The 12,277-nt window shown below is 59.8% G+C and carries 12 protein-coding genes; 5 read left to right on the top strand and 7 right to left on the bottom strand.

The features are described from left to right. Positions 1-157: 157 nt before the first annotated feature. Positions 158-619 (bottom strand): MarR family winged helix-turn-helix transcriptional regulator, encoded by a 462-nt coding sequence (locus PY649_RS16155; protein WP_285869561.1) that lies wholly within the window; start codon positions 617-619, stop codon positions 158-160. A gap of 129 nt (positions 620-748) precedes the next feature. Between PY649_RS16155 and PY649_RS16150 the strand changes: the two genes are divergently transcribed. Then, entirely contained in the window at positions 749-1,126 is a 378-nt protein-coding gene (locus PY649_RS16150) for a nuclear transport factor 2 family protein (protein WP_285869560.1), read from the top strand. 76 nt (positions 1,127-1,202) lie between these two features. On the opposite strand, the gene PY649_RS16145 is transcribed toward PY649_RS16150, so the two are convergent. Further along, a complete protein-coding gene (locus PY649_RS16145; protein ID WP_285869559.1) occupies positions 1,203-2,096 on the bottom strand; it encodes a DMT family transporter in 894 nt (297 codons plus the stop codon). A gap of 400 nt (positions 2,097-2,496) precedes the next feature. Between PY649_RS16145 and PY649_RS16140 the strand changes: the two genes are divergently transcribed. The 3 genes from PY649_RS16140 to PY649_RS16130 are packed head-to-tail and all read left to right on the top strand — an operon-like array spanning position 2,497 to position 5,689. After that, positions 2,497-3,906 carry a circularly permuted type 2 ATP-grasp protein gene (locus tag PY649_RS16140; protein ID WP_285869557.1) on the top strand — a complete coding sequence of 470 codons (1,410 nt, stop codon included), beginning with the start codon at positions 2,497-2,499 and terminating at the stop codon, positions 3,904-3,906. 7 nt (positions 3,907-3,913) lie between these two features. Next, positions 3,914-4,858, top strand: a complete 945-nt coding sequence (locus PY649_RS16135; RefSeq protein WP_285869556.1) for an alpha-E domain-containing protein — start codon at positions 3,914-3,916, stop codon at positions 4,856-4,858. A 12-nt stretch (positions 4,859-4,870) separates the two neighbouring features. Then, a complete protein-coding gene (locus PY649_RS16130) occupies positions 4,871-5,689 on the top strand; it encodes a transglutaminase family protein (protein ID WP_285869555.1) in 819 nt (272 codons plus the stop codon). Between the two features lie 103 nt (positions 5,690-5,792). Here the strand turns inward: PY649_RS16130 and PY649_RS16125 are convergent, their stop codons facing one another. Both PY649_RS16125 and PY649_RS16120 read right to left on the bottom strand, forming a co-directional pair. Beyond that, the gene (locus PY649_RS16125) at positions 5,793-6,269 is read right to left on the bottom strand and encodes a cupin domain-containing protein (RefSeq protein ID WP_285869554.1); all 477 of its coding nucleotides are present in this window, start codon (positions 6,267-6,269) and stop codon (positions 5,793-5,795) included. Positions 6,270-6,379: 110 nt separating this feature from the next. Continuing rightward, entirely contained in the window at positions 6,380-6,940 is a 561-nt protein-coding gene (locus tag PY649_RS16120; protein WP_285869553.1) for a TetR/AcrR family transcriptional regulator, read from the bottom strand. Positions 6,941-7,115: 175 nt separating this feature from the next. Here PY649_RS16120 and PY649_RS16115 point away from each other — a divergent pair, with 175 nt between their 5' ends. Continuing rightward, positions 7,116-7,865, top strand: coding sequence for an SDR family oxidoreductase (locus PY649_RS16115; protein ID WP_285869552.1), 750 nt, complete (start codon positions 7,116-7,118; stop codon positions 7,863-7,865). A gap of 68 nt (positions 7,866-7,933) precedes the next feature. Here the strand turns inward: PY649_RS16115 and araD are convergent, their stop codons facing one another. The 3 genes from araD to araD1 form a co-directional block, all read right to left on the bottom strand. After that, positions 7,934-9,679 carry an L-arabinonate dehydratase gene (gene araD / locus PY649_RS16110; protein ID WP_285869551.1) on the bottom strand — a complete coding sequence of 582 codons (1,746 nt, stop codon included), beginning with the start codon at positions 9,677-9,679 and terminating at the stop codon, positions 7,934-7,936. A 63-nt stretch (positions 9,680-9,742) separates the two neighbouring features. After that, entirely contained in the window at positions 9,743-11,176 is a 1,434-nt protein-coding gene (locus PY649_RS16105; RefSeq protein WP_285869550.1) for an aldehyde dehydrogenase family protein, read from the bottom strand. Between the two features lie 65 nt (positions 11,177-11,241). Continuing rightward, positions 11,242-12,240 carry an AraD1 family protein gene (gene araD1 / locus PY649_RS16100; protein ID WP_285869549.1) on the bottom strand — a complete coding sequence of 333 codons (999 nt, stop codon included), beginning with the start codon at positions 12,238-12,240 and terminating at the stop codon, positions 11,242-11,244. Positions 12,241-12,277 lie beyond the last annotated feature (37 nt).

Here is a 12,277-nt window from a genome sequence, read left to right as displayed (position 1 = left end):
GGAACGGAGATAGGGGCCGAATAGCCCGGCCCCTGATCGAAATGCCGAACTGAAATAGATATTGATTTCGAACCGCTTGCAGCACAGACACTGCAGGCGGTTTTTCTTGCTCGATATCTTCGTCAAGCATCCTGCGCGCTCAGTTGTCGCGGAGTGCTTAGGAAGCGTGCGATGACGGCTCCGCGCTGGCGATTTGATCCAGATTTGCAATCAGCCGAGTGAGCAAAGCGACGAATTGTGCCGCCTCTTCTTCTGTAAACCCATCCATTGCGTCACGATTTCCTTTGAACAGCGTTTCAATCGCCTCAGGCATCCGGGCCTGCGCGGTCTTCGTGAGAACGATACGGCTGCTTCGCCCGTCTTTCGGGTGGGGTGTTCGCTCGATCAAACCGTCCCGCTCCATGCGAGCGAGCATCTGAGCCATCGGCGGCTGTTCGACCTTGGCGAAGCGGGCCAGGTCGCGTTGCGTGCTTGCTTTCCCATTCTGCAGCGCGACCAGCACTGGCAAGTGGCCGACGCCAAACCCAAGCGGCTTCAGGCGTGCCTCGCTTAGGCGGGCGAATCCGCGCGCAGCAAGACTGATGAGATGCCCCGGCGTCAAAAGCACGTCGTTTTCCATCTTCCGCCTATCCTCTGTCTCTGGTTGACTGCAAACTACATATGTACGTATATATATATCGGTGGGCGAGCTGGCAAGTTCGGCTCCATGCCGCTCAATGTTCCTTTTAAACAACCTCGAGGAAACGATATGTCGGAGACGCATACGCAATTGATCAAGCGCATCTACGACCGCTTCAACGCCAGAGACATCGACGGTGTCCTCGTCGAGCTCGCCAACGATGTTGTATGGGCGAACGGTATGGACGGAGGCTACGTTCATGGCCATGACGGTCTGCGCGATTATTGGACACGGCAATGGGCGGCTGTTAGACCACACGTCGAGCCGGTGGCTATTCAGACACCAGAGGATGGTGTCATCGCTGTCGAAGTGATCCAGTCCGTGTTCGATCTCGAAGGCCGGCCGCTGACGGGGCAAACCCATGGGCTGAAAGACAAGACGGTGATGCACATCTTCCGCTTGGGGAACAGCAAGATCGTTCGCTTTGACATTAAGGACACCCCGTAGGCGTCTCGCGAGATCATGTCATGGACGAGGCGGCCTCTGAGCGACCCGCCGGCCCACCCCTACGGCCGGCCGACCCCTATTCCGGCACCACGTTCGCCGTGCGCCGATTGGTCAAATAGACACCGATCACCACGATCAGGGTCCCGACAATAATCGGCAGGGTCAACGGCTCACCGAAGACAATTGCCGCCTCGATGGCGACAGCGGGTGGCATCAGATAGATCAGCGAAGCGGCGCGCGATACCTGCCCTCGGCGGATAAGGTAGAGCAGCAGGCCGACCGCACCCATCGACAGGCCGAAGACCGACCAGAGGAGAGCAAGGATCGCCTCATGCGTGCCGTCGAAATGCAGGTTCTCAAACGTTAGCGCCAGAGGCACGGTGACAACAAGCGCGCCGACATATTGCAGTGTCGCGATGGTTCGCAGGTCTCCGGTCTGCAAATGGCGCTTTTGATAAAGCGTGCCATAGGTCACCGAGACCATCGCCAGCAGATTGACGCCGAGCGGGATCGCCGATTGCCAGAGATTGGCGCTATCCGGGGTCAAAAGCTTCGGCGAGATGGCAATCGCGATGCCGACGAAGCCGAGCAGCAGGCCGAGGCGCTGCGCCGGCTGCAGGCGCTCCCCGATCAGGTAAGGCGCAGCCATTGCCGTCATCAGCGGCTGCAGGGCGGCGATAATGCCCGAAATCCCCGCAGGCACGCCGCTCGCAATCGCCCACCAGAGACCGCCGAGATAAAATCCGTGCAGAAAAATGCCGGAATAAACGGCGCGGAAGACGCTGGACCAATCGCGCGGCCATCTTGCACCGGTAAAGGCGCAGAGCAGGACGAAGGCAAGCGCGGACAAGCTGTAGCGGATCATGAGAAAGGTGAACGGACCCGAATGCATCGCTGCATATTTCGCAACGATCCAGCCTGTAGACCAAAGAAAAACGAAGATCGCCGGCGCGAATGTGTCGAGGGACATGGGGGCTCAGACTGAAATTGATTTTGCAGGCTCGAATCGGGCCCGAATTGAAACCGGAACGTCGCCTGCGCAAAGGGCACCCGCTGATAACCGAAGACGGTCGAAGCGTCAAAATCGAACCGCTGAAAACAACCATCAATTTTTCTTCATGTTGGTCCCTGAACACCCAGGTTCGAGGAAATTCAGTATGTCGTCGGGCGCGGCGACTACAAAAATAAGCAAATGCTTAGATTTTGATCGCAACCCGGCGGCGGCAATCTTTCATTTACCAGTCTGACCGCCCAAAATGCCTGGAAATCCGGCATTTTTGGCAGCTTCGAGATTCATGACCTGAAACGCGCATAATTCTTGCATTGTCAAAACGGTTGTATTCAAATGAGAAAAAATGGGGACCGCACCTTTGGCATTTGATGAAATGATAACTGCGGATGAATGTCCGCGCGCGCCTTACGAGAAATATTTCGAGTGGTACTCCGGCCAGGACAGAGGCCATCTAATTGCCAAATCCCGCGATGCGGAAAACATCTTCCGAAAGACGGGCATTACCTTCGCGGTCTACGGACACGCAGACTCAGCCGAAAAGCTCATCCCCTTCGATATTATCCCGCGCATCATTTCCGGCCGTGAATGGCGCAAGCTCGCCCAGGGCATCGAGCAGCGGGTCATCGCCCTCAACGCCTTCCTCGACGACATCTATCACAAGCAGGAAATCATCCGCGCCGGCCGCATCCCGCCCGAGCTGATCGAGAAAAACGACGCTTTCCTGCCGGAGATGATCGGCTTCCGTCCCCCGGGCGGCGTTTATACACACATCGTCGGGACCGATATCGTGCGCACTGGCGAGGATCAGTTCTACGTGCTGGAGGACAACGCCCGCACGCCGTCCGGCGTCAGCTACATGCTGGAAAACCGGGAAACCATGATGCAGATGTTCCCGGAGCTGTTTCATCAGAACAAGGTGCAGCGCGTCGAGGACTATCCGCTGCTGCTCCGCCAAAGCCTTGCCTCGCTCGCTCCTCCCGGCTGCAACGGCAAGCCGCGCGTCGCCGTTCTGACCCCCGGTATCTACAATTCCGCCTATTACGAACATTCCTTCCTTGCCGACATGATGGGCGTGGAGCTGGTCGAAGGGTCGGACCTGCGCGTCATCGACGGCAAGGTGAAGATGCGCACCACACGTGGCTATGAGGCGATCGACGTACTCTACCGCCGGGTGGACGACGACTTCCTCGATCCCCTCACCTTTCGCCCGGATACCGCACTCGGCATCCCCGGCATCATGGACGTGTATCGAGCCGGCCACATCACCATCGCCAATGCGCCCGGCACCGGCATTTCCGACGATAAGGCGATCTATTCCTACATGCCGGAGATCGTCGAGTTTTACACCGGCCGCAAGCCGATCCTCGAGAACGTGCCGACCTGGCGCTGCTCCGAGCCGGACAGCCTGAAATATGTGCTGGAAAACCTCGCCGATCTGGTCGTCAAGGAAGTGCACGGCTCCGGCGGCTACGGCATGCTTGTCGGACCGACCGCCTCGAAGAAGGAGCGGAACGAGTTTGCCGAGAAGCTGAGGACCAAACCGAACAATTATATCGCTCAACCAACCCTGTCTCTGTCGACCGTGCCGATACTGGTAAACAAGGGCATAGCACCTCGCCACGTCGACCTGCGCCCCTACGTCCTCGTTTCCGACAAGGTGCGGATCATCCCCGGTGGCCTCACCCGCGTCGCGCTGAAGGAAGGCTCGCTGGTGGTCAATTCCAGCCAGGGCGGCGGCACGAAAGATACCTGGGTTCTGGAGGACTGAGACGGACATGCTTGGAAGAACCGCGAATGGCCTCTACTGGATGTTCCGTTACATCGAGCGTGCCGAAAATATAGCCCGCCTGGTCGATGCCGGCCAGCGCATGTCGCTGACCCGCAGCGGTGCAAACGAGGACGACGACTGGGACGGCGTGCTGCAAAGCGCCGGCGTGCGCGAGGCCTATGACGAGGTGCATGGCAAGCTGACCGGCGCCGACGCGATCGATTATCTGATGCGCGACCGCTCCAATCCGTCGAGCGTCATGTCCTGCATCGACTACGGCCGCAACAATGCGCGCATGGTGCGCACGGCGCTCACCCGCGACACCTGGGAAGCGACCAATGAATGCTGGATCGAGCTGAAGACGTTGCTGGGCAAGCGCCTCAAGACCGCCGAGGTGCCGGAGATGATCGAGGTCATCAAGCGCCGTGCCGGATTGATCCGCGGCGCATTTCACGGTTCGATGCTGCGCAACGAGCTTTACAACTTCGCCCGCATCGGCACCTTCATCGAACGCGCCGACAATACGGCACGCATACTCGACGTGAAATACTACGTCCTGCTGCCGTCGATCTCGCATGTCGGCTCTTCGCTCGACAATGCCCAATGGGAATCGATCCTGCGTTCGGTCTCCGCCCATCGGGCCTATAAATGGGCCTACGATCCGGAATACAAGCCGGCCAATATTGCCGACTTTCTGATCCTCAACGGCCAGATGCCGCGTTCGCTTGCCTATTGCTACGAAAAGATCGTCAGCAATATCAACTATCTCGGGGCGGAATACGACAAGCGGCTCCCGGCGCACGACACTGCCGACTCCATCCGCAAGATGCTGCAGACGCTCACGATCAAGAGCATCATGGATCAGGGGCTGCACGAATTCCTGGAGGATTTTGTGTCGCGCAACAACAAGCTCGGCGCGGAAATCTCCGACGGTTACAGGTTCTATGAGTAAGCGGATCACATTATGAGACTGACGATCAGCCATACCACCGAATACCGCTATGACGAACCGTCGCAATTTTCGTTGCAGCGACTGCGGCTGACGCCGCTCACCGGTCCTGGCCAGACCGTCCTCGACTGGAAACTGACGGTCGAGGGCGCGCATCCGGAGGTCGAATACGACGACCAGTACGGCAATCGCGTAACGCTCGTCTCGCTCGACGGCCAACAGGAAGCAACCCGGATCATCGCCGCCGGCGAGATCGAAACGCAGGACCTGAACGGCGTGGTGGGCCAGCATAGCGGTTTCAGCCCGCGCTGGCTCTTCCTCAGGGAAACACCACGCACCAAGGCTGGCAAGCTGACCAAGGAACTCTTGCGCAGCCTTTCCGGCGATAACGAACTCGCCAAGATGCATGCTCTGATGGGCGCAATCCACCGGACGGTGGAATACAAACCCGGCACCAGCGACACGGAAACGACCGCCGAACAGGCGCTGGAAAATAAAAGCGGTGTCTGCCAGGACCACGCCCACATCTTCATTGCCGGCGCCCGCGCGCTACAGATCCCGGCCCGCTATGTCTCCGGCTACCTGTTGATGGAAGGCACTGCCGAGCAGACCGCCACCCATGCCTGGGCCGAAGCGCATATTCCCGGCCTCGGCTGGGTCGGCTTCGACCCGGCCAACGACGTCTGCCCCGACTCGCGCTACGCTCGCATCGCCACCGGCCTCTGCTACCGCGACGCCGCGCCCGTCTCCGGCATGCGTATCGGCACGCCTGGGGAAAGCCTTTCGGTCAAGGTGACAGTGGCAAGCCAAGGACAAAGCCAGAGCCAGAGCTGATATCGGGTTCTCCGGGATTAGCTGCGGCAAGGGATATTGCCACCAAACAGCACGCTGCTTCCGATCGCCTCGGCATAGGCATCACTGCTTGGGATATTCGAGTTTAGTGCGCCTCGCCATGGGGCATCAGGAGTTCCAGCCCGTTGCGCCGCCCGATCTCAATCACACGCGGAAGATCCGGCAACTTTCCGCCCGGTGGCGGCAAGTCGCAGGTGCCTAGCGGCATCGGCTCGCCTGCTTCCGTAAAGAAGCCGTCGTGAACGCGACCGGGCGAATTGATGATCAGAAGTCGTCCCGGCGCCGGACCGATATTGCGGAATGCATGAATGGCCCCCGTCGGTATCTTCACGAAGCTGCCCGCTTGCGCCTGGACCGTTTCACCGTCGACCATGAATTCGAACAGGCCTTCCAGAACATAAAACGCCTCATCGTCATCAGGATGCCTGTTCGGCGGCGCGCCCGCCCCAGGTGCCGTCAGCGTCTCGATAAGGCAATAAGCCCCACCCGTATCGGGGCTGTGCGCATGGAAGCGAAAAAGATTGCCAAAGAGGTGATAGGTGTCCGTCTGCAGGGTTGACATAATGATCCCCCAAAGATGCAATCAGATGGACAGTATATCATGGACCGCTGATCAAAGCAGTGCGGCGGGAACCACGCACCTTAATCCCCTCCACATACCGGGATTGACGCTTAGCTCTGCTGTGCGACGAGATAAGAGCGAAACATGACCGTGAGCTGCCGTTCGGCCTCGATACCATCGGTGGGGAGCATGACCCGATGGCAGAAGGGCGGCACCGTTCCGTAAAGCGCTGCGGTCAGGGTTTGGGCGATCACGCTCGGATCGGCGAAGCGGCCATTGCTGGCGGTGGACAGCGCTTCTTCGATCGCCGCCGCACTCCGCCGGGCTGCCAACTCGATCAACTCGCGCGCGTCGAGTTCCAAGGCGATGCGGTAGAGGGCGGGAGAGATCTCGGCTTGCGCCATCTTCGCCTGCAGATAGGCTTTCACCACGGCCTCGGCGATCGTCTCCATCCCAGCATGGAGGTTCTCGTCACACGCCTTCTCTACGGCGCTGGCCACCATTGCGAGGTTTTGCTCCATCACTGCGAAAAGCAAAGCCTGCTTGTTCGGGAAATATTGGTACAGCGTTCCTACCGAAACGCCTGCACGATTCGCTACGCGCGTGGTGGTCAGACGGATCAGCCCATCGTTGGACAAAACCTGAATAGTCGCCTCGAAAATAGCGTCCACGGTTGCGATGGACCGGCCCTGACGCGGGGATTTCCGAGGGTTTAGCGGTGGTCGGAGGCCGTTTCCCATAAGCGAATCCAAAACCTGAATGATGCTTCATATATAACTTCTGGCCCGCCACTCCAGCAATAGTGCGGTTTAAGTCGGGCGCATTCAGAGACGCATTGGAGACGATATGGGTAAATTGGACGATAAGATCGCTGTCATCACCGGCGGCAACTCAGGAATAGGACTGGCAACAGCCAAGCTGTTTGCACGCGAAGGCGCGAAGGTCGTTATTACCGGCCGCGATCAGGCAACACTTGACGCCGCGGCACAAAGCATCGGGCATGGTGCCGACGCGATCCGCAGTGATATTTCCAGGATGTCGGACATCGAAGCGCTTCGCGATTTTGTCAACAGGAAGCATGGTCGAGTCGATATTGTCTTTGCGAACGCCGGCGGCGCACGACCGAACATGTTTGAATACATGTCGGAAGAGGAATTCGATTTCACGATCGTTAACACGTTCAAAGGGACTTATTTTACGGTGCAGAAGCTTCTGCCGCTCATGACTTCCGGCGGCTCGATAATCCTGAACACCTCAACCCTGAGCACACAGGGTCGTCCATATGTCAGCGTCTATTCGGCGGGGAAAGCCGCCATCCGCTCGCTGGCACGCTCGCTCACCGTCGAGCTGACCGGAAAGGGTATCCGTGTGAATGCCATGGCGCCTGGTTACATCGATACCGATCAAGCGCGGAAAGCCGGGGTAAGCGAGGAGATGATCGAGCAGACGAAGACTCAGGTGCACGCCCAAATTCCGATGCATCGCAGCGGCACAGTCGACGAGATCGCAAAAGCCGTCCTGTTTCTCGCCTCCGATGACTCGGCCTACGTGACGGGCAGCGAATTGTGCGTCGATGGCGGCTGGGCTCAGGTATGATAGCTCTCCCGGCACTCCTTGTGAGTGCCGGGATTGCCTATGGCGTAGCGAATTTACGAGTTCAAGGTCTAGTGACTATCGCGATCGTTCGGGATTTCCGAGCCGCGTGGGCCAACCAGGAAGTCCAGGTCGGCGCCGGTGTCGGCCTGCATGACGGTCTTGACGTAGAGGCCACCATAGCCGCCGACGAGCGGCTTGACCGGGGAAACCCAGGCGGCGCGGCGCTTGGCGAGTTCTTCGTCGGAGACTTCGAGCTGGATCGTGCGCGCCGGCACGTCGACCGAGATCATGTCACCATTCTGAACCAGCGCCAGAGGCCCGCCATCGGCAGCTTCCGGAGCCGTATGCAGAATAACGGTGCCGTAAGCCGTGCCGGACATGCGCGCATCGGAAATGCGGATCATGTCGGTGATGCCCTTCTTCAGCACCTTCGGCGGCAGACCCATGTTGCCGACTTCGGCCATGCCCGGATATCCCTTCGGACCGCAATACTTCAGCACCATGATGCAGTTCTCGTCGATATCGAGGTCTTCACGGTTGATGCGGGCGTGGTAGTCCTCGATGCTTTCGAAGACGACGGCGCGGCCCTTGTGCTGCATCAGATGCGGCGAAGCCGCGGACGGCTTCAGAACGGCGCCCTTTGGAGCCAGGTTACCGCGCAGAACCGCGATGCCGCCGGACTGCGTCAGCGCCTTCTCGCGCGACACGATGACGTCTTCATTGTAGTTGACGACATCCTTGACGCCGGCCCAAATGCTATCGCCGGTGACGGTGATTGCATCCTTGTGCAGCAGCCCCATCTCGCCGACCGCCTTGATGACGACGGGCAGGCCGCCGGCATAATAGAACTCTTCCATTAGATATTTGCCGGAAGGCTGCAGGTTCACGATGGTCGGTACTTCACGGCCAAGGCGATCCCAATCGTCGAGCGACAGATCGACGCCGACGCGGCCGGCAAGCGCCAGGAGATGCAGAACGGCATTGGTCGAACCACCGACGGCGCCGTTGACGCGGATGGCGTTTTCGAAGGCTTCTTTGGTCAGGATATCGGAAGGCTTCAGGTCTTCCTTGACCATATCGACGATTCGGCGGCCGGAAAGCTGCGAAATGACGCGGCGACGCGCATCGACGGCGGGGATGGCGGCGTTGCCCGGCAAGGTCATGCCGAGGGCTTCGGCCATCGACGCCATGGTCGAGGCGGTACCCATCGTCATACAGCTGCCGGCCGAGCGGGCCATGCCCTGCTCCGCATCCATGAATTCTTCCAGCGTCATCTCGCCGGACTTGACCATTTCCGAAAACTGCCAGACCGCCGTGCCAGAGCCGACATCCTTGCCCCGCCACTTGCCGTTCAGCATCGGGCCGCCGGAAACGAGGATGACCGGGATGTCGACGGAGGCTGCACCCATCAAAAGGCTCGGGGTGGTCTTGTCGCAGCCGCCGAGCAGCACGACGCCGTCGACAGGGTTGCCGCGGATCGCTTCTTCGACGTCCATCGCCGCCAGATTGCGGAACATCATCGCCGTCGGGCGCAGCGTGCTTTCACCAGTCGAGAAAACCGGGAATTCCACTGGGAAACCGCCGGCTTCGTAAACGCCGCGCTTAACGCGCTCGGAGAGATCCCGCAGATGTGCGTTGCAGGGTGTCAGTTCAGACCAGGTATTACAGATGCCGATGATCGGCCGGCCGTCGAACGTGTCTGCCGGCAAGCCCTGGTTCTTCATCCAGGAACGGTGCATGATCGCGTTCTTGCCGGTGCCGCCGAACCAGTCGTAGGACCGCAACTTGCGCGGCCATTCTGCTTTCTTCTTCATAGTCTCAGTACCCTTTGCGTCGCCCAGCCCGCCTCGCTCGCGCCTGGGCCTTGAAATCGATGATCAGGCCAGCGTGTAAGCCGTCTTGACCGTGGTGAAGAACTCGGCGGCGTATTTGCCCTGCTCGCGCGGACCGAAGGACGAGCCCTTGCGGCCACCGAAAGGTACGTGGAAATCGACGCCCGCCGTCGGCAGGTTCACCATCACCATGCCGGCTTCGGTATTGCGTTTGAAATGCGTCGCGTGCTTCAGGCTGGTCGTGGCAATGCCGGAAGACAGGCCGAACGGCGTATCGTTGGCAACGCTGAGCGCTTCTTCGTAATCCTTCACACGAATGACCGAAGCGACCGGCCCGAAGATCTCTTCGCGGCTGATGCGCATCTGGTTCGAGGCTTCGGTAAACAGCGTCGGCTGCAGGTAGAAGCCGGGCGTTTCGCGGTTGATGAGTTCGCCGCCGAAGGCGAGCTTGGCGCCCTCCTGCTTGCCGATCTCGATGTAGTCCGTGTCGGTCTTCAACTGCTTGGCGTCGACGACGGGACCGATATGGGTGCCGGCCTTGATGGCATTGTCGACGTTCAGCCCCTTCAGCTTCTCGGTCAAAGCCGCCACGAACTTGTCGTGGATACCCTCGGTGACGATCAGGCGCGACGAAGCCGTGCAGCGCTGGCCGGTCGAGAAGAATGCGGAATTGGCAGCGGCCTCGACGGCAACCGTGAGGTCGGCATCGTCAAGCACGACCATCGGGTTCTTGCCACCCATTTCGAGCTGGTACTTGCGGCCATGTTCGACTGATGAAAGCGCGACCCGTTTGCCGGTGCCGACAGAACCGGTGAAGGTGATGCCGGAAAGAATTGGGCTGTCGAGCATCGCCTGCCCGACGACCGAACCCTTGCCCATGACAAGGTTCAGCACGCCCTTCGGCAGACCGGCGCGGTGAAGGATATCGACGATCGCCCAGGAACAGCCGGGCACGAGATCGGCCGGCTTGAAGACGACGGTATTGCCATAGCAAAGCGCCGGCGCGATCTTCCAGGCCGGAATGGCGATCGGGAAGTTCCACGGCGTGATGATGCCGACAACACCGAGCGGCTCGCGGGTGATCTCGACGCCGATGTTGGGGCGGACCGAGGGAACGACCTCGCCTGCAAGGCGCAGCGCTTCGCCGGCGAAGAATTCGAAGATCTGGGCGGCACGGATCGTCTCGCCAATTGCCTCGGGCAAGGTCTTGCCTTCTTCGCGGGCAAGCAGCGCGCCGAGCTCATCCTTGCGCGCCATGATCTCGTCGCCAGCCTTCTTCAGGATGGTATGGCGCTCAAGAATGCCCGAACGCGACCAGGCGGGAAAGGCGGCCTTGGCCGCCGCGATGGCATCCGCCACGTCCTGGACGCTGGCGCTGGCATAGAGACCAACAACCTCGTTGGTATCAGATGGGTTGATGTTCTCGGCGCCTGTCGTGCCGGTCCATTCGCCGGCGATCAGATTCTGATGAATGGTCATGGCTTCATGCCTCCCTGGATCTTCTTGGAAATAGCCGGCCGCGCGGAGGCAGCCGGCCTCGACAATTAGAGCTGGCGAACCGCTACATTCTCCTCGGCGGCAACAGCGAGCGGATTACACAGCGGCAGGCCGAAGTCTGCTACCTCGATTTCGAAGACATCGCCCGCCTCCGGCTTGATGCCATCCGCGAAGGAGAGCGTCGCCGTGCCGAACATATGGACATGGACGTCGCCGGGAACGCGGAACAGGCCATATTTGAAGTGATGGTATTCTAGATTCGCGAAGGTATGCGACATGTTTGCTTCGCCCGAGAGGAAGGGCTTTTCGAAGATCACCTTGTCGCCACGCTTGATGCGTGAAGTGCCCCTGATGTCCTCAGGTGCGGCACCGATACGGATTTCCGGACCGAAGCTTGCCGGACGCAGCTTGGAGTGGGCGAGATAGAGGTAATTGATCCGCTCGGTGACGTGATCGGAAAATTCGTTCGAGAGCGCAAAGCCGATGCGGAACGGCGTGCCATCCTTGGCGATGACATAGATGCCGGCCATCTCCGGCTCTTCGCCGCCGTCGAGCGCGAAGGAGGGAGAGACAAGCGCTGCACCCGGAGCAGCGGCGCCATAGCCATTACCCTTGTAGAACCATTCGGGCTGGACGCCCTTTTCGCCGGCCTTCGGCTTGCCGCCCTCGATGCCCATCTTGAACATCTTCATGGAGTCGGTCAGCGTCTCTTCGGCGGCTTCCGTCGTCTTCTTGTGCATGGAATCGCGGGTCGCGGCGGAACCGAGATGCGTCAGGCCGGTGCCGGTCAGATGCAGGTGAGCGGCATCCGGATGAGTGATCGGCGACAGAAAACGACCTTCCGCATAGGCTTTTTCCAGATCGATCGCTTCGCCGAGCCCATGCGCTTCTATGACGGAAACGAGGGACTTGCCGCTGTCGGCAGCTTCCATTGCAAGCTGGTAAACGCTACCGCCGTTGAGGACGGCCTTGGCAACATCGCGGGGCCCATTGCGGACCGCAACGACGATCTCGCCATTCGAACCCTTGATCTGGGAGATGAGCATGTCTTTCATCCTTTCCTAACAGACAGAGATCGGATGC

The organism is Rhizobium mayense (genome assembly GCF_030272705.1).
Taxonomy (GTDB): Bacteria; Pseudomonadota; Alphaproteobacteria; order Rhizobiales; family Rhizobiaceae; genus Rhizobium; species Rhizobium mayense.
The sequence above is the reverse complement of the archived record's forward strand: the minus strand, read 5'-3'. Positions and strand labels throughout refer to the sequence as shown.